This is a genomic window from Bradyrhizobium sp. WSM1743, assembly GCF_000473065.1.
GTDB lineage: Bacteria > Pseudomonadota > Alphaproteobacteria > Rhizobiales > Xanthobacteraceae > Bradyrhizobium.
This window is the reverse complement of record NZ_AXAZ01000031.1, coordinates 34,993-51,954: the sequence shown is the minus strand read 5'-3', so window position 1 is coordinate 51,954 and position 16,962 is coordinate 34,993. Positions and strand designations below refer to the sequence as shown.

14 protein-coding genes are annotated in these 16,962 nt (G+C 65.6%); 9 read left to right on the top strand and 5 right to left on the bottom strand.

Features of this window, described 5'->3' with window-relative positions; genetic code table 11:
• Positions 1–27: 27 nt before the first annotated feature.
• Entirely contained in the window at positions 28–1,818 is a 1,791-nt protein-coding gene (locus YU9_RS0119275; protein WP_027574294.1) for an acyl-CoA dehydrogenase C-terminal domain-containing protein, read from the bottom strand.
• 41 nt (positions 1,819–1,859) lie between these two features.
• The gene (locus YU9_RS0119270; RefSeq protein ID WP_027574293.1) at positions 1,860–2,246 is read right to left on the bottom strand and encodes a hypothetical protein; all 387 of its coding nucleotides are present in this window, start codon (positions 2,244–2,246) and stop codon (positions 1,860–1,862) included.
• 197 nt (positions 2,247–2,443) lie between these two features.
• Between YU9_RS0119270 and YU9_RS0119265 the strand changes: the two genes are divergently transcribed.
• The 6 genes from YU9_RS0119265 (at position 2,444) to YU9_RS0119240 (ending at position 9,898) form a co-directional block, all read left to right on the top strand.
• Positions 2,444–3,034 (top strand): PadR family transcriptional regulator, encoded by a 591-nt coding sequence (locus YU9_RS0119265; protein ID WP_027574292.1) that lies wholly within the window; start codon positions 2,444–2,446, stop codon positions 3,032–3,034.
• An 87-nt stretch (positions 3,035–3,121) separates the two neighbouring features.
• Positions 3,122–3,595, top strand: a complete 474-nt coding sequence (locus YU9_RS0119260) for an antitoxin Xre/MbcA/ParS toxin-binding domain-containing protein (RefSeq protein WP_027574291.1) — start codon at positions 3,122–3,124, stop codon at positions 3,593–3,595.
• Positions 3,592–4,095 carry an RES family NAD+ phosphorylase gene (locus YU9_RS0119255; RefSeq protein WP_027574290.1) on the top strand — a complete coding sequence of 168 codons (504 nt, stop codon included), beginning with the start codon at positions 3,592–3,594 and terminating at the stop codon, positions 4,093–4,095. Before YU9_RS0119260 ends, YU9_RS0119255 begins: the two co-directional genes overlap by 4 nt.
• Before the next feature lie 376 nt (positions 4,096–4,471).
• Complete coding sequence (locus tag YU9_RS0119250) at positions 4,472–7,858, top strand: tetratricopeptide repeat protein (protein WP_027574289.1); 3,387 nt, start codon at positions 4,472–4,474, stop codon at positions 7,856–7,858.
• A 355-nt stretch (positions 7,859–8,213) separates the two neighbouring features.
• A complete protein-coding gene (locus YU9_RS0119245) occupies positions 8,214–9,131 on the top strand; it encodes a sulfite exporter TauE/SafE family protein (RefSeq protein WP_027574288.1) in 918 nt (305 codons plus the stop codon).
• Complete coding sequence (locus YU9_RS0119240) at positions 9,128–9,898, top strand: TIGR02186 family protein (protein ID WP_027574287.1); 771 nt, start codon at positions 9,128–9,130, stop codon at positions 9,896–9,898. The genes YU9_RS0119245 and YU9_RS0119240 overlap by 4 nt, the downstream gene beginning before the upstream one ends.
• A gap of 159 nt (positions 9,899–10,057) precedes the next feature.
• Here YU9_RS0119240 and YU9_RS0119235 read toward each other — a convergent pair whose 3' ends face one another.
• Positions 10,058–10,831, bottom strand: a complete 774-nt coding sequence (locus YU9_RS0119235; protein ID WP_027574286.1) for an MBL fold metallo-hydrolase — start codon at positions 10,829–10,831, stop codon at positions 10,058–10,060.
• A 12-nt stretch (positions 10,832–10,843) separates the two neighbouring features.
• On the bottom strand, positions 10,844–11,755 hold the full coding sequence (locus YU9_RS0119230; RefSeq protein WP_027574285.1) for a DMT family transporter: 912 nt from the start codon (positions 11,753–11,755) through the stop codon (positions 10,844–10,846).
• Between the two features lie 111 nt (positions 11,756–11,866).
• Here YU9_RS0119230 and YU9_RS0119225 point away from each other — a divergent pair, with 111 nt between their 5' ends.
• Positions 11,867–12,730 (top strand): LysR family transcriptional regulator, encoded by an 864-nt coding sequence (locus tag YU9_RS0119225; protein WP_027574284.1) that lies wholly within the window; start codon positions 11,867–11,869, stop codon positions 12,728–12,730.
• Positions 12,731–12,751: 21 nt separating this feature from the next.
• Here the strand turns inward: YU9_RS0119225 and YU9_RS41850 are convergent, their stop codons facing one another.
• Positions 12,752–12,997 carry a hypothetical protein gene (locus YU9_RS41850; protein WP_036017524.1) on the bottom strand — a complete coding sequence of 82 codons (246 nt, stop codon included), beginning with the start codon at positions 12,995–12,997 and terminating at the stop codon, positions 12,752–12,754.
• Positions 12,998–13,201: 204 nt separating this feature from the next.
• Between YU9_RS41850 and YU9_RS0119215 the strand changes: the two genes are divergently transcribed.
• Both YU9_RS0119215 and YU9_RS0119210 read left to right on the top strand, forming a co-directional pair.
• On the top strand, positions 13,202–15,718 hold the full coding sequence (locus YU9_RS0119215) for a glycogen/starch/alpha-glucan phosphorylase (RefSeq protein WP_027574283.1): 2,517 nt from the start codon (positions 13,202–13,204) through the stop codon (positions 15,716–15,718).
• Positions 15,719–15,943: 225 nt separating this feature from the next.
• Positions 15,944–16,759: an acyl-CoA thioesterase II gene (locus tag YU9_RS0119210; RefSeq protein WP_027574282.1), complete on the top strand. Its 816-nt coding sequence runs from the start codon at positions 15,944–15,946 to the stop codon at positions 16,757–16,759.
• The last annotated feature ends 203 nt before the right edge of the window (positions 16,760–16,962 follow it).

Here is a 16,962-nt window from a genome sequence, read left to right as displayed (position 1 = left end):
TGTTGGGAAACGGCGGCGGAAGCAGGCTCAAAAAGCTTCCGCCGGCAATTCCATGATGGTGGCGCAGCCGGACTGGATGCGCGCGAGATTGGCCGCGGTCTCCGGCAGCATCCGCTCCATGAAGAAGCGGCCGGTGACGAGCTTGGTCGAGAGATAGGGCGTCGCGCCGCTCTCGGAAATCTTGGAATTCGTCACCTTCGCCATCTTCGCCCACATGTAGCCGAGCGCGACGAAGCCAAAGAGATGCAGGTAGTCGGTCGCGGCTGCTCCCGCATTGTCTGGCTTCATCATTGCATTCTGCATCAGCCATGTGGTGGCCTGCTGGAGATGGCCGAGCGAGGTCGAGAGCGGGGTGATGAAAGGCTTCATCGCCTCGTCGCCGCCGTTCTCCTTGGCGAAGGCCATGACCTCGCCGAAGAAGGCCATGATGGCACGGCCGCCGTCGCGCGGCAGCTTGCGGCCGACGAGATCGAGCGCCTGGATGCCGTTGGCGCCTTCATAGATCATCGCAATACGCGCATCGCGCACGAACTGTTCCATTCCCTGCTCGGCGATATAGCCATGGCCGCCATACATCTGTTGGGCCTGCACCGCGTTGGCGAAACCGTAATCGGTGAGGAAGCCCTTCAGCACCGGTGTCATCAGGCCCATGTGGTCGTCCGCGGCCTGGCGATCCCTGGGGTCTTCGGAACGGTGGGCGACGTCGCTCTTCAGCGCGGTCCAGATCACGAAGGCGCGTGCGGCCTCGTTGAAGGCGCGGATCGAGAGCAGCGTGCGGCGGACGTCGGGATGCACGATGATCGGATCGGCCGGCTTGTCCGGCGCCTTGGCACCGGTGAGCGAACGGCCCTGGATGCGCTCGCGGGCATAGGCGACAGCGTTCTGATAGGCGACCTCGGACTGTGCGAGGCCCTGCACGGCGACGCCGAGCCTGGCCTCATTCATCATCACGAACATGCCCTGCATGCCCTTGTTCTCTTCGCCGATCAGCCAGCCGGTGGCGTTGTCGTAGTTCATCACACAGGTGGAATTGCCGTGGATGCCCATCTTGTGCTCGATCGAGCCGCAGACGACGCCGTTGCGTGCGCCCACCGAACCATCCGCGTTCACCAGGAATTTCGGCACCACGAATAGCGACACGCCCTTGATGCCGGCGGGCGCGCCCTCGATGCGGGCGAGCACGAGATGGATGATGTTATCGGCGAGATCGTGCTCGCCGGCGGAGATGAAGATCTTGGTGCCCGTGATCTTGAAGCTGCCGTCGGGCTGGCGCACCGCCTTGGTGCGGAGCATGCCGAGATCGGTGCCGCAATGTGGCTCGGTCAGGTTCATGGTGCCGGTCCATTCGCCCGCCACCATCTTCGGCACGTAGGTTTTCTTCTGCTCAGGGCTTCCGTGCACCAGCAACGCCGCGGTCGCGCCCATGGTGAGGCCGCCATACATCGAGAACGCCATATTGGCGGAGATCTGGAATTCGTTGACCGCCTGTGAGAGCGTCACCGGCAGGCCCTGACCGCCATATTCAGTCGGCGCCGACAGGCCAAGCCAGCCGCCTTCGGCGACCTGCTTGAACGCCTCCTTGAAGCCTTTCGGCGTGGTGACGCTGCCGTCCTCAGTGCGCTTGCAGCCTTCGAGATCGCCCACACGATTGAGCGGCTGCAGCACCTCTTCGGCGAGCTTGGCGGCTTCACCCAGGATCGCCTCGCGCACGTCGCTCGACGCATCGGAGAAGCCCGGCAGATTATCGTAGCGATCGATCTGGAAGACGTCGTTGAGCAGGAAGTTCACGTCTTCGACGGGGGCTTTATAGATCGGCATGGTGGTCTCCCGGCATGGGCCTTGAAAGGATGATGTTGGGCTTATGATTGGCCGGCGGCAAGCTGCTCCGCCATCAGGGGGTGCAGCATGTTGATCGCCTTGAGCGGACGCACCATCACCTTGAAATGGGTGATGCGCCCCTCGCTATCGAAGCTGATGATGTCGACGCCGTTGATCTCGATGCCGTCGATCATGGTCTTGAATTCGAGCACGGCGCCGCGCTCGTTCTTCCACTCACCGACATAGGTGAAGCCGGGACCACCGAGCACCTTCTCGGCGCTGGAGAGGTATTTGAAAGTGATGTCGCGGCCGCGCTGCGGCGTGTGCACGACGGGGCTTTCGAAGATGGCGTTGGGATGCAGGAGGTCCCAGAGCGCGGTGCGGTCATGAGACTTCATGTAGGCGTACCAGGAATCGAGGCCGGTCATTCTCAGCTGCCTCCCTAGGCCAAGGGCAAAAGTGCGAAAACAACCCCATGCACAGTAGAGATGTGGTTGAGTTCACTGATTTTTTCAGTCGGGCCTTTGGCCCGCCTGCGCGCTGCGCTCATATGCACATTGACGCATATGAGCCGATGCGCATAAAGTCAAGCAGGTTTGGATCAGCTTGAACAGGGAGGCCGGTCATGGCGCTGGGCGACGCAATCCTCGCATGCCTGACGGAACGTCCGATGACGGGCTATGAGCTCGCCAAGACGTTCGATTCCTCGATCGGCTTCTTCTGGAAGGCCGACCACCAGCAGATCTACCGCGAGCTCTCCAAGCTGCGCGACCGCGGCCACATCCAGGGCCGCGAGGTCGTGCAAACGGGCAAGCCCAATAAACTGATCTATACGCTCACTCCCGAAGGCCGAACAGCGCTGCGGCACTGGGCCGCGCGCCCGAGCACGCCGCCCTCGATCAAGGACGACCTCCTGGTGCGGCTGCACGCGCTCGACAGCATCGACATCGAGCCGATGCGGACCGATTTGATGGCCCGGCTGGAGCACCATCGCGACCGTCACGCCAATTACGAACGCATCCTGAAGAAGCGTTTTCCCGACGGCACGGCGGAGGGACGCCTCGATCTCGGCAATTTGCTCCTGCTCCGCTTAGGGGCTCGGCACGAGCAGATGGTCGCCGACTTCTGCGAGGAGGCCCTGGAGGCGCTCTCGGCGATGAGCGGCAAGTCCACGGTGGTGACGCTGGAAGATGGCAAACGCGAGGGGAAGGGCTAAGAGGGCAGCTAGGCATCGAGTCCCGGGTACTTGAAAGCGAGCGCGACACTTGTCATATTGGGTACGACAAGTGGCGAGACTTGGCCCATGAACGAGCTTGCGCAATCCCCCGACGTGGCCCGGCTGGCAGCGGTTGCCCGACTTCTGGGAGGGACCGCCACATTCCGGAAGATGCCCCGGAGCCCGCTGGAGGCTCACGAAGCTCTCGTCAGCGGTCTTCCATCCAAGGCGCTGGTGTATCTCGTCGACAACCTCGTGTTTCTGCGCTGGGACGATTCCTTCGCGAGGGCGATCGGAATGAGCCACCGAACCTATCAGCGCCATACTGCGGAAAACATCAGGCAGCTCAGCCCCGAACAGAGCGGCCGCGCCTGGAAGCTCGCGGAGATATTGGCCAAGGCGACTTCGATCTTCGGATCGAAGGAAGAAGCCGAACATTGGCTGGAGCGCCCGGCGATCGGCCTCGATCAGCGCAAGCCGATTGACCTGCTGGCGACGCCGGCCGGCGTCGAGCTGGTCGAAGACTTTCTGACGCGGCTCGAATACGGCGTTTACGCGTGACGCCGCTTCCCGCTGCGCTCGGTGGCTCCGAGCTGGTGGCCTGTCGTCTCGATCAATCGAAATATGCATCGACCTGGGACAGTGGCGAGGGCGCGTTTCTCGCCGGCGGTCGCTGGAACAGCAGAGGCGTTCGCGCGGTGTATTGCTCGATCGACCCCGCAACAGCGATTCTCGAAGTCGCCGTCCATAAAGGATTTCGCGCGCTGGACGTGATGCCCCATGTGATCACGTCCGCGACCATTGATCCCGCCGGCGTCTTCGTGGTCGAGCCCGGCACTATTCCAAATCCCAGTTGGCTGAGACCGGGCATACCAGGTGCCGGCCAGCAGGCATTCGGGGATGAGCTGCTTGCAAAACACGGGTTCATTGTGATTCCAAGCGTAGTCTCGACGGCGAGCTGGAACTTGATCTTCATCGCTGCAAATGTCGCCGGCGCCTACAAGCAGAGATCCCAGGAGCCATTCGCACTGGACACGCGCTTGCATCCGCCAGGCCGCTAAGCCGCGCGCGAGGCGCTGACGGCGCGATGAGTGGCAAGGCCACGGCGGTGACGCTGGAGGACGGCAAGGGCGAGAGGTCGGCGCAAAGCGTCGGGTGACGGCTCTCGCCTCTAGGGGACTGTCCCATCGCGGAAACACCCACTCCCCAGCCCTCCCCCGCAAGCGGGGGAGGGAGCGCACCTGTTCCGTGGCTGGCACTCCCCCGCCCAACTTTAAGACATCGGGCCTGCATTCCTTAACCCGTTATTTACCGTAACAGGAAAAAGTCGGTTTTCGAGGCAGACGACCCGCGCCAAATTCGATTGTCTTTGCAACCGGCACGCGTGGGGAGGCTGGAGGTGCCGGGTGGGCGCCGAAGTCGGAACCGGACAGAGTCATGAATTCGCGCGTATCGTGGAGTGTTGACGGCATCGATCCATCCGTCCGGGAGCGGGCCGAAGCTGCTGCGCGTCGTGCGGGCATGTCGCTCAACGATTGGCTGAACTCCACGCTCGGCGACACGGCCCCGCCGAACTTTCGCGGACCCTACGACCAGCGTCCGCAACACATGCCGAGCCAAGGACCAAGTCAGGAAAGCCGCGAAGTCGCGGACATCCACCAACGGCTCGACGCGATCACCCAGCAGATCGAACGGATTTCAAAACCCGCCCCGCGCCAAGATGTCTCGCGCGAGCAGGGCGTCGCACGCCAGCTCAACGACGCGATCTCGCGGCTCGACGCGCGCCTGTCGCAGATCTCCCGCCCGCAGCGACAACCGCAGCAGCCGCAGGCGCCACGCCCCGCCCCGGCCGACACGCGCCAGCGCCAGGCCGATGCGGTCGAGCGCGCGGCCGCGCAGGTCTATCGCAGCTCACCACCCCTGAGCCCGGCTTCGTTCGACGTCGCGGTCGCCGAGATCACCGCGCGCCAGAGCGAGCTCGACGGCTTTACGCCCAGGCAGATGCCGCCGCGCGCAGCGCCGCCGCTTGCACCCGCAGATCCTTACGCGCCGCCCGCGCCTGCCTATGCTCCGCCGCCACCGCAGCCGGGACCGGATTTCTCCTCGCTCGAACGCCATCTGCTCAAGATCACCAGCCAGATCGAGTCGCTGCAGCGTCCTGATAATACCGAGCAGGCCATCAATGCTTTCCGCAGCGAGCTTGCCGAAATCCGTGCCGCCATCACCGAGGCGATGCCGCGGCGCGCGATCGAATCGATCGAGAACGAGATCCGCTCGCTGCACCGGCGCATCGACGAGACCCGATCCAACGGCACCGACGGCCAGGTGCTGTCGGGCATCGAGCGCGCGCTGTCCGACATCAAGCAGGTGCTGCGCACGCTGACGCCGGCCGAGCAGCTCACTGGCTATGACGAGGCGATCCGCAATCTCGGCGCCAAGCTCGATCTGATCCTGCGTGCCAATGACGATCCCTCGACCGTGCAGCAGCTCGAAGGTGCGATCTCCGCGCTGCGCGCTATCGTCTCCAACGTCGCGTCCAACGAGGCGCTCGCGCGACTGTCCGAAGACGTGCGGCTGCTGTCGTCCAAGGTCGACCAGATCACCCGCGCCTCCGGCCATGGCGACAGCTTTGCGGTGCTGGAGCAGCGCATCGCGGCGCTCACCGCTGCGCTCGAAACCCGCGAGCGGCCGCAGCCATCCGAGAGCACCGAGCACCTGGAAGCCGCGATCCGCGCGCTGTCGGACCGTTTCGATCGCATGCAGGTCGGCAACGATTCCGCCTCGACCTTCGCCCATCTCGAGCAGCGCGTGTCCTATCTGCTGGAACGGATCGAAGCCGCCGCCGATCCGCGCAACGGCAATTTGAGCCGCGTCGAGGACGGCTTGCACGACATCCTCAGGCACCTGGAGCGGCAGCAAGCGACCTATGCCGCGCTGGCCGAGAGTCGCAACTCCGCGCCGCCGCCCGATTCCGGCATGGTCGATCTCGTCAAGCGCGAGCTCTCCGACATCCGCTTCAGCCAGGCCGAGACCAACCGGCACACCCAGGACTCGCTCGAGGCCGTCCACAGCGCGCTCGGCCACGTCGTCGACCGCCTCTCCATGATCGAGGGCGATCTGCGCGCGGTGCGCACCGCGCCGCCGGCGCCCGCCCCGCAGCCGATGCCGATGGCGGCGCCGATGGAGCCTGCGCCGATGGCGCGCGAGCCGCGGCCGCAGCCACCGAAATACGATCCGAAGCCTGAGCTGCCCAATCCCGCCGCAGCGCAAGCTGCGCAGGCCGCCTTCGTCGCCGCGCCACGCGAATTCCACGCTGCCACACCCGCCGCGCCGCCACCCGTGCCGGCGGCACCACAAGCCACACCACCCCTGCCGCCGCGCGCGATCAGCGAAATCCTGGAGCCGCACACGGCGCGCGCCGCGCTCGCGCCGGAATTGCCGCCGGATCATCCGCTCGAGCCGGGCACACGGCCGGGCGGACGCGTCGCCACGCCGTCGGAGCGCATCGCCGCCTCCGAGAGCGCGATCAGCGGAATTCCCGCCGCGCCGAAGGAGCCGGTGTCGTCGTCGAGCTTCATCGCGGCCGCACGCCGCGCCGCGCAAGCCGCCGCCGCGCAGCCGCCCGAGAAGCCGGCCCGTGGCGCCAAGGCCGCGATCGCCCGCGCCAAGGAGAAGGGCCAGGAAGGTGGCTCGACCATCACCTCGAAGATTCGCTCGCTGCTGGTCGGCGCGAGCGTGGTCGTGATCGTGCTCGGCACCTTCAAGATGGCGATGAACCTGCTCGAAGGTGGCAGCGCGCCGCCGGCGCCGCAGGCGATGCAAAACATTCCGAGCGAGCCGGCACCGCAGGCCGCGCCACCGCCGGTCGAGACCAAGCCTGCCACGCCCGAGCAGGTCACGCCGTCGATGACCTCGCCGACGCCGATCGGCCGGCAATCCCAGAACAATACCGCGCCGGCGTCCACTCCGAATTCCGGTAATTCGGGCTCGGTCGAAATCCCGCAAGCGCCTGCCGCGGCAGTGCCGCCGCCTGCTTCCAGCAGCGACGTCACCGGCGCGCTGTCGGGCACGAGCCGCGCCAAGCTCGGCCTCGTCCAGGTGCCGCCGAGCGAGAAACTGCCTGACGGTATCGGCGGCCCAGGCTTGCGCACCGCCGCGATGAAGGGCGATGCCACCGCGGCCTACGAGATCGGCGTGCGCTTTGCGGAAGGCAAGGGCGTCGCCACGAACTACGACGAAGCGGCGAAGTGGTACGACCGTGCGGCGCAGGCCGGCGTCGTCCCCGCGATCTTCCGCCTCGGCACGCTCTATGAAAAGGGCCTTGGCGTGAAGAAGGACGCCGACATCGCCCGCCGCTACTACACCCAGGCTGCCGAGCGCGGCAACGCCAAGGCGATGCACAATCTCGCGGTGCTCGATGCCGATGGCGGCGGACGCGGCGCCAATTACAAGAGCGCGGCGCAGTGGTTCCGGAAGGCTGCCGATCGCGGCGTCGCCGACAGCCAGTTCAACCTCGGCATCCTCTATGCCCGCGGCATCGGCGTCGAGCAGAACCTCGCCGAATCCTACAAATGGTTCAGCCTGGCCGCCGCGCAGGGCGATGCGGACGCCGCCGGCAAGCGCGACGACGTCGCCAAGCGGCTCGACCCGCAATCGCTCGCCGCCGCCAAGCTCGCGATCCAGACTTTCAGCGCCGAGCCGCAGCCCGACGATGCCGTCAACGTTGCGACCCCGAACGGCGGTTGGGACAGCGCGCCGCAAGCAAACGCAAAGCCGGCGCCGAAGCAAGTCGCGACGAAGCGCGCGGCCTCGGCCGCGCATTAAGCGGCATTAGATTGAATCAAGCGGGCCACGGGCTCGGTGCGCCTCTCCTGCTTGCTTGCGGGAGAGGTCGCGCTCCCGGAGCATCGTCCCGCGGGCGCGGGTGAGGGCTCTCTCCTCTTGGGGAGTCCCACCGCGGAGACACCCTCTCCCCGACCCTCCCCCGCAGGCGGGGGAGGGAGCGCACCTCCATCGTGGCGACGATCGCGTATCATCACGCTCTCGTCATGCCCCTTCACCACGCTCGAAATTCCCGGTCCCGCCCGCCCCTGAATTCCGCTATTGAGGAGCGCGGCAATCGTTCCGACCGTCCGGCGAGCATTCCGCGATAACTGGTCTCGCCGGAGCGTGGTCCTCAATGCAGCTTTACCTCCCGATCGCCGATCTTCCGGTCAACGTCTTCCTCGTGCTGGCGATGGGCGCGGCGGTCGGCTTCGTCTCGGGCATGTTCGGAATCGGCGGCGGCTTCCTGATGACGCCGCTTCTGATCTTCATCGGCATCACGCCGGCCGTCGCGGTCGCTTCCGTGGCGAGCCACATCGCGGCCTCCTCCTTTTCCGGAGCGCTCTCTTATTGGCGGCGGCGCGCGATCGATCCGGCGCTGGCGAGTGTTCTTTTGTGCGGCGGCGTGACCGGGACGACCCTCGGCGTGTGGACCTTCACGCAGCTGCGCGCGCTCGGCCAGCTTGATCTGATGATCGCGCTCTCCTACGTCGTGCTGCTCAGCACCGTCGGCAGCCTGATGTTCTCCGAAGGCCTGCGCGCATTGATGCGGACCCGGCGCGGCGCGCTGCCGTCGCGGCGCACGCACAACTGGATCCACGGCCTGCCGCTGAAGATGCGGTTCAAGCGCTCGAAGATCTATCTGTCCGTGATTCCGGTCGTGGTCGTCGGCATCATGATCGGCTTCATCGGCGCCATCATGGGCATCGGCGGCGGCTTCATCCTGGTGCCGATCATGATCTATCTGCTGAGGGTACCGACCTCGACGGTGATCGGGACCTCGATGGTGTTGACGCTGGTCACGATGTTGTTCGCGACCATGCTGCACGCCGTGACCAATCACCTCGTCGACGCCGTGCTGGCGTTGATCCTGATGGTCGGCGGCGTCACCGGGGCGCAGTTCGGCGCCCGCGCCGGCCAGAAGATCCGCGGCGAGCAGCTGCGGTTGCTGCTCGGCCTCTTGATCCTCTCGGTCGGCGTCCGCTTCGCGATCGAGCTGGTGATCCGCCCCGAGGATCTCTTCACCATCCGCGAGCTCGGAGTGAGCGGATGACGCGCACGCTTCTCATCATCGTTCTCGTCCTGCTGCTCGGCGGCGCCGCGCGGGCCGAGCGGCTGATCGTGTCGGTCTCCAACCATCGCGTCACGGTGACGCCGAACTATTCCGGCGAGGAGCTGGTGCTGTTCGGCTCGGTCGAGAGGGATGCGACCACGCCGGCGGACCGCACGGCTTACGATCTCGTGGTCACCGTGATGGGCCCGCGCGCCGACATGGTGACGCGGCGGAAAGAGCGCACCTTCGGCATCTGGATCAACACCGACTACCGGCAGTTCCTGCAGGTGCCGAGCTATCTCGCGCTGTTCGCCAACCGCCCATTCGATGCGATCACCTCACCCGAGATCGCGCGACGGCAGCAGATCGGGATCAACAACGTGCTGCTGACGCAGCGCGTCGGCGGCGATTACGCCGACGTGGTGCCGAACGATGCATTCCGCTCGGCGTTCATCCGCCTGCGCACCCAGCGCGGGCTCTATCGCGAAGATGCGGGCGCAGTGACGTTCCTGACGCCGACACTGTTCCGCACCGGCATTCCGCTGCCGGCAGAGGTGCCGATCGGCACCTATGAGGTCGAGATCAAGCTGTTCGCGAACGGTGCGTTCATCGGCAAGACCGAGACCGCGTTCGAGATCGTCAAGGTCGGCTTCGAGCAGTTCGTCGCGACCACGGCGCGGCAGAACGGGCTGATCTACGGCCTCGCCACAGCGGCCATGGCGCTGATGACGGGATGGATGGCGTCGATCGTGTTCAGGAAGGATTAGCCGCTGTCATTCCGGGGCGCGACACTCTCTCCTCTCGTCGTCGCCCGGCTTGACCGGGCGACCCAGTATCACAGAGGCCGGCGTTAAGCAGCTCGCTCTCACAACAACCGCCGCGGCGTACTGGATGCCCCGGTCAAGCCGGGGCATGACAGTTGAGGCTCACGGCGCCTCGACCACGGTCGGCACGCCCGGCTCCAGCAGGCGCAACCGCGTGCCGAAGCCGAGCACGTCGAAGGTCTTGCGCAGGTCCTCGCTGTTCTGGCGGAAATGCGCCCAGCCTTCGGTGTGCAGCGGCACGATCATGGCATCGGGAAAGGCACGCGCGGTCTCAATGGTGTCGTTGGTGTCCATGGTGAGATGGAACGGCCCGCGCGTTTGCGCCGCGCCCGCGAAGGGCAGCACCACGCCGCATTTGAAGCGGCGCGCGACCTCGGCGACGCCGTCGAACCAGGTGGTGTCCCCGCTGATATAGACCGGACGCGTGTCCTTCCGACTCGACGACACCACGAAGCCGATGACGTCGCCCGACAGCGGCTCGATGCCGGCGGGGCCGTGGCGCGCGGGCGTCGCGGTGATCGTCAGCGTGCTGCCGTCGCCGTCCCTGAGATGCGCGGTGCTCCAGGGCGCAAGGCCCTCGACATGGCCGCCGAGGCGTTTTGCGCCCGCCTCGGTCGTCAGCACGCGCTTGACCTTGAAAAGGTAGTCGCGGCCGGAATTGTCGAGATTGTCGGAGTGCTGGTCGTGGCTGAGCAGCACCGCATCGACCGGGCCGATCGCATCAGGCCTCACGGCAGGTCCGATCGTCTTCTCCAGCTTCACATGCGGCAGCTGGTACGCGCCGGGCGCGTCGAAGGTCGGATCGGTGAGCAGGCGGAAGCCGTCGATCTCGATCAGCGCGGTGGGACCGCCGATCAGGGTGATGGAAACGGGCATGATGTACTCCTGTCATGAGGCGGGCTTTGCCGGCCGCGTCACCAGGTAAATGCCGAGCGCGACCGGAATGATCCCGAGCAGATCGCGGGCCTCGATGTGCTCGCCGAGCACCAGGAACGCGAACAGCATGCCGAGCGGCGGCATCAGGAAATGATAGGCGCTGGCAGCGGTGGCGCCACACACTTTCAAGAGATGAAGCCAGAGCCAATAGGCGAGGATCGAGCCGCCGAGCACGAGGAAGGCGAAGGCGCCGATCAGGCTCGGCGTATAGTCGATCGCGTTGACATCGGCGAAGGTGAGCGCGATCGGCGTCAGCACGATGCCGGCAGCCAGGTTCTGCACGCCATTGCCGATCCACAACGATCCCTTCGGCGCCAGCAGCTTGAACAGGATGGTGCCGGCCACGATCGAGGCGAGCGAGGCCAGCGTGAAGACGATGCCGTGCAGGCTGTCGGTGCCGACCGACAGGCGGTGCCAGACGATCGCCGTCACGCCGATGACGCCGAGCAGGAGGCCGCTCGCCTTGCGCCAGGCCATGCCTTCGCCGAGCAGAAGCACAGCGAGCGCCGCCGTGAACACCGGATTGGCCGAGACGATCAGGCCGCCGAGACCGGCGGAGACCGATTGCAGCCCGGTGTAGCCGAGCCCGAGATAGAGCGCGTTGTTGGCGATGCCGAGCACGGCGAAGATGGCGGCGTCGCGCCAGGACAATGACCAGCCCTCGCCACGGATCAACGTCGCACCCAGGATCAAAATGCCCGCGAGCGAGAAACGCGCGGCGAGCAAGATCAGCGGCGGGCAATGGGTGACGCCGATCTTGCCGGCGACGAAGGCGTAGCTCCAGAGCAGGCAGAACAGGCCGATGGCGAGCGGCAGCGTGTTGAAGCGGCTGCGGGGCGCGGGAAGCGAGGTGGCGAGGGACATGAGGGCATTCTCGGATGTTTTTTCTTCTGGCCCTCGATCTAGGGATGCCGCTTGTCATTTGGAAATTAAATGATTAACTCTGCATCAGTGGATTTTCGAATGGAGGCGGCGATGCTCGATCTGGAGCTCCTGCGCAGCTTCGTCTCGGTGGTCGAGGCCGGCGGCTTCACCCGTGCCGGCGCGCGCGTTCACCGCACGCAGTCGACCGTGAGCCAGCAGATCAAGCGGCTGGAGGAGGATGTCGGCCAGATGCTGCTGCACCGCGACGGCAAGGACGTGCGCCCGACCGAGGCCGGCGAGCGGCTGCTCTCCTATGCGCGGCGGCTGCTCTCGCTGGCCGAGGAGGCGCGTGACGTGCTGCGCGAGCCCAATGGCGAGGGCGCGATCCGGCTCGGCATCCCCGAGGACTTTGCGGCCTATCGGCTGGCCAAACTGCTGGGCGCGTTCTCGCGCTCGCATCCGGGGTTGCGGCTCGACGTGCGCGCCGACCAGAGCAAGCACCTCGCCCGCGATCTCGAACGCGGCGAGCTCGATCTTGCGCTCTACAAGCGCGAGGCCGGAGCGAAGGACGCGATCGCGGTGTGGCCGGAGCGGGTGCACTGGGTCACCAGCAAGAGCCACCCGGTCGACGTCAACGTGTCGTCAGTGCCGCTGATCGGCTTTCCGCTCGGCTGCATCTATCGCGCCGGCGCCATCCACGCGCTGGAAAGCGCGGGCCGCGCCTGGCACACCGCCTACACGTCATCGAGTCTCGCCGGCATCCAGGCCGCGGTCGCCGCCGGCATGGGGCTGAGCATCCTGTCGGAGATGGCGATCCAGTCCGACCACCGCGTGCTGACGGCAAAGGACGGCTTTGCGCCGATCAACAAGACCGAGGTCGCACTGATGGCTTCGCCGGATGCGAGCCCGGCAACGCTGCGGCTTGCGGATCGTCTCGCGGAGTTTTGCGATGCGGTGCAGAGCAAGGCGGCTTGAATTCGCTGGACGTCAGGGCGCTCACCTGGCCGCGGACATCAGTTTGTCGCCGCAGGCATTGGCGTAGAACTTGCCGCCGCATTGGCGCTTGATCGCGGCGCAGCGGGCTGCGGGCGACGCATTCTGCGGGAGCGCAAAGCCGCAACTGAGACCGTCGGCGCTGCGACCGGATTTGCCGGCGGCAAACGCCGCGGTGGTGACGCTGATGCAGATGACGAGCAGGGCCGCAGTGGCGATTTCGATCAGCAGTCGCGTCAGCAGACTCATGGGGCGTCTCCACACTGATGGCTGAATCTTTCCTAATCTAGCACCGAATCCCGGGTTTCTCCGTGCTCGTCCGGGTTCCCAACTCGGCCCGTTCCTTGCATAAATTTACGCCAGCGCAGTGCACGACCGCACGGGCGACAGTTCCGGTGCAAGGGCAGGACGCGTAGATTGGTAAGAGTTCTTTTGACCTAGGAAGTGACGGCTTTGCAAGATCAATCGTTCCAGCCCAGTTTTCCGGCCCCCGGGCAGCCCATCGACGAACTCGCGCTGGCCGAGATCAAGGGCGCGATCCTGGCAAAGCTGCGCCTTGCCATCGGCAAGGACGCCGGCATGGCGACCAGGCACGACTGGTATCAGGCCGCAGCGCTGGCGCTGCGCGACCGCATCGTGCATCGCTGGCTCACCGCCGAGAAGCACAGCTACGATGCGGGGCGCAAGCGGGTCTATTATCTCTCGCTCGAATTTTTGATCGGCCGGCTCTTCACCGACGCGCTCAACAATATGGGCCTGCTGAAGATCTTCGAGGTCGCGCTCGGCGATCTCGGCGTCTCGCTGCCGGAGCTTCGCAAATGCGAGCCGGACGCTGCGCTCGGCAATGGCGGCCTCGGCCGGCTCGCCGCCTGCTTCATGGAGAGCATGGCGACCTTGTCGATCCCCGCGATCGGCTACGGCATCCGCTACGATTACGGCCTGTTCCGCCAGATCATCAATCAAGGCTGGCAGCAGGAATATCCCGATGAATGGCTGAGCTTCGGCAACCCCTGGGAATTGCAGCGGCCCGAGGTGATCTACGACGTCAATTTCGGCGGCGGCGTCGAGCATGTCGACGACAAGGGCCGCGACCGCGCGATCTGGCATCCGGGCGAGACCGTGCAGGCGATCGCCTATGACACGCCGATCGTCGGCTGGCGCGGCCAGCACGTCAACGCGCTGCGGCTGTGGTCGGCGCGCTCGCCCGATCCGCTCAAGCTCGACGCCTTCAACAAGGGCGATTATGTCAGCGCCAGCGCCGAGCAGGCGCGCGCGGAGGCGATCTGCAAATTCCTCTACCCGAACGACGAGAGCCCGGCGGGCCGCGAGCTGCGGCTGCGCCAGGAATATTTCTTCGTCTCGGCCTCGCTCCAGGACCTGGTGAAGCGGCATCTTTCCTCCGACGGCCAGCTACGCAGCCTCGCCGGCAAGGTCGCGGTGCAGCTCAACGACACCCATCCGTCGCTTGCCGTCACCGAGCTGATGCGGATCCTCGTCGACCTCCACAATTTCCGCTGGGACGAGGCCTGGAAGATCACGGTCGCCACGCTCTCCTACACCAATCACACCCTGCTGCCGGAGGCGCTGGAGACCTGGCCGGTCGAATTGTTCGAGCGGCTGCTGCCGCGGCATCTGGAGATCATCTACCGCATCAACGTGCAGCATCTGGCGCTCGCCGAAGCGCGCTGCCCCGGCGACATCGACTTCCGCGCCTCGGTCTCGCTGATCGACGAGAAGAGCGGCCGCCGCGTGCGCATGGGCCAGCTCGCCTTCGTCGGCTCGCACCGCATCAACGGCGTCTCGGCGATGCATTCCGACCTGATGCGCGAGACCGTGTTCCACGATCTCAACCATCTCTATCCCGGCCGCATCACCAACAAGACCAACGGCATCACCTTCCGCCGCTGGCTGATGCTGGCGAACCCGAAGCTGACCGACCTCTTGCGCGAGACCTGCGGCGAGGCCGTGCTCGACGATCCCACCCAGCTCTCGCTGATCGAGGCGCGCGCCAGCGACGTCGAATTCCAGAAGCAATTCCGCAGCGTCAAGCACCACAACAAGACACAGCTCGCCCGCCTGATCGGCGAGCGGCTCGGCATCAAGGTCGACCCTAGCGCACTGTTCGACGTGCAGATCAAGCGCATCCACGAATACAAGCGCCAGCTGCTCAACGTCATCGAGACGGTCGCGCTGTACCAGGCGATCAAGGACGACCCCAACAGCAATTGGGTGCCGCGGGTGAAGATCTTCGCCGGCAAGGCGGCGGCGAGCTATCGCTACGCCAAGCTGATCATCAAGCTGATCAACGACGTCGCCGAGATCGTCAACAACGATCCCGCGATCGGCGGCAAGCTCAAGGTCGTGTTCCTGCCCGACTACAATGTCAGCCTCGCCGAAGTGATCATTCCCGCCGCCGATTTGTCCGAGCAGATCTCCACCGCCGGCATGGAAGCCTCCGGCACCGGCAACATGAAGCTGGCGCTGAACGGCGCCATCACCATCGGCACGCTCGACGGCGCCAACATCGAGATCCGCGACCATGTCGGGCCCGAGAACATCGCGATCTTCGGCATGGAGGCCGGCGACGTGATGATCCGGCGCAAGCAGGGGCTGGATGCCTCCGACGTGATCCGCAATTCGCCGAAGCTGCAGCGCGCCATCAACGCGATCGGCGCCGGCGAGTTCTCGCCCGGCGACCCCGGCCGCTTCGAATCCATCGCGCATGCGCTGCGCTATCTCGACCATTACATGGTCAGCGCCGATTTCGATTCCTATTACGAGGCGCAGCGCGCGGTCGATGCGCGCTGGCAGGTCTCGCCGGCCTGGACGCGCGCCTCCATCCTCAATGTCGCGCGCATGGCGTGGTTCTCCTCCGACCGGACCATCCGCGAATATGCCGAGGAGATCTGGAACGTGCCGGTCAACCCGACCACGCCGCTGCTGCCGAACTTACGCGACGTCGCGGGCTGATTTTCCGCGGCGCGGAAACGACGTTACCTGCGAGGTTATTGCATCCTTGGCGAGGGATGATGATATGATCGTCGTCATCCCCAAAGCGACGTCGGTGACACGACGTCGCAACCTCAACCACCGTCATTGCGAGCGCAGCGAAGCAATCCAGAATCTTTCCTAGGAGACAGTCTGGATTGCTTCGCTGCGCTCGCAATGACGGTAGGGGAGGCACCGAGGAATACAATGCACGCAAAACTCCCGCACCCCTTCGACGAGGCCACGCGCGTCACCGCCGGTGACAGCAGCTGGCAGGGGCACACCAGTGACGATTACTGGGCCTTTGTCGGCCCGTTCGGCGGCGCCACCGCCGCGACCATCTTGCGCGCGCTGATCGAGCATCCGCAAGCCGCCGGCGATCCGCTCGCACTCACCGTCAATTACTGCGCGCCGATCGCCAAGGGGCCGTTCGATCTCGACGTGCGCCTCGTGAAGGCCAACCGCTCCAGCCAGCACTGGAGCGTCGAGCTCAGCCAAGCCGGCGGCGAGGTCGCAACGCTCGCCACCGCCGTGTTCGTCGAACGCCGGCCGTCCTGGGAGCACCGGGTGGCGCAATATCCAGATGCAAAGCCGTTCGAGCAGACGCTGCCATTCCCGAAGATCGCGGCGTCCTGGGCCAACCAGTATGAATTCCGCTTCGTCGAGGGCGAGATGCGGATCGGCCCGCCGCAAGCCGAGCCCGCCAGCACCTATTCGAAGATCTGGATCGGCGACCGCACCCCGCGCCAGCTCGACATGCTGTCGCTGATGTCGATGTCGGACGCTTTCTTCGGCCGCATCTTCCACGCGCGGCGCGAGCTGGTGCCGTTCGGCACGGTGTCGCTGACGACGTATTTTCACACCGACGCCGAGGAGCTCGCGACTGAAGACATCACGCACGTGCTGGCGACGGCCGACGCCAAGATCTTCCACAAGAGCTATGGCGACCAGAACGGCGAGTTGTGGTCGCCGAACGGGCGTCTGCTCGCGACCACGACGCAGATTGCGTATTTCAAGGCGTAGCTGCTCTTCCCCTCTCCCCTTGTGGGAGAGGGTGGCTCGTCGCGAAGCGACGAGACGGGTGAGGGGTCTGTTTCGGCGAGCGATCCTCTAACGATTGCTGCGCGGAGAGAACCCCTCATCCGGCGCTTCGCGCCACCTTCTCCCACAAGGGGAGAAGGAAAACCAAAAGGGCGGCCTCGCGGCCGCCCTTTTGCGTTCCAATC